This window comes from Paenibacillus sp. OT2-17, from assembly GCF_009827695.1.
Taxonomy (GTDB): Bacteria; Bacillota; Bacilli; order Paenibacillales; family Paenibacillaceae; genus Paenibacillus; species Paenibacillus polymyxa_B.
In genome coordinates this window covers 1-725 of the sequence record NZ_WUDQ01000986.1, presented here as the reverse complement: position 1 = coordinate 725, position 725 = coordinate 1, and the positions used below count along the sequence as shown (strand labels likewise).

Genomic DNA, 725 nt, shown 5'->3' with positions numbered 1-725 from the left:
GGTATACTTGTTAGATTTCTCACCTTCTCACGGCTTAAATGGTAATAAGTTGAATCTACGCAGCATTCTGTTGGACCATAAACGTTTGTTATAGTAGGGTTATTATCTTTAAACCGATCATAGAAACCTTGTATACCTTTACATGAAAGTTCTTCCCCTCCGATAATAAACTGCATAACTGAAAGACTTTCGCCAGGCCTGGCAGTATCTGTTAAAAGCTTTATATGTGCTGGTGTTCCGTCTGAAACAGCAATTGAATTCCTGTTATAGTACTTTAGAAGGCCCTCACCATCTAGCCTTGTATCCTCAGGAACTATAAACAGCGTATGGCCAAGGAGAGAAGCCGCAAATATTTGTTTTACAGATGCGTCAAAAAAGTAAGGGGACACAAGGGCAACATTTAAATAATTATCATAATTTTCATAGACAAGCTTTCTTAGTCCATAAACCAAGTTAACTACACTTCGATGCTCTATCATTGAACCCTTCGGAACTCCAGTAGATCCCGATGTATAAATGATATAAGCTAAGTCCTCTGGTTTATTTATTTTATCAAGGTTTTCAGCACTTCCAATGTATATTTCAGGGGAATCAAGCAGTAATATATTACCGTAAAACTCTGCTTTATCCGCTAAATGTGATTGCGTCAACAGCATAGTTGCATTACTATCTTCCAGTAATTTTTTTATTCTTAGTTCAGGAAGTTTGGTTGAAATTGGTAAATA

The 725-nt window shown here is 36.6% G+C and carries 1 protein-coding gene; it reads right to left on the bottom strand.

The window, feature by feature from the left end; genetic code table 11:
- On the bottom strand, positions 1–725 hold a 725-nt coding region (locus tag GRP75_RS28625; protein ID WP_160791074.1), incomplete at both ends, for an AMP-binding protein.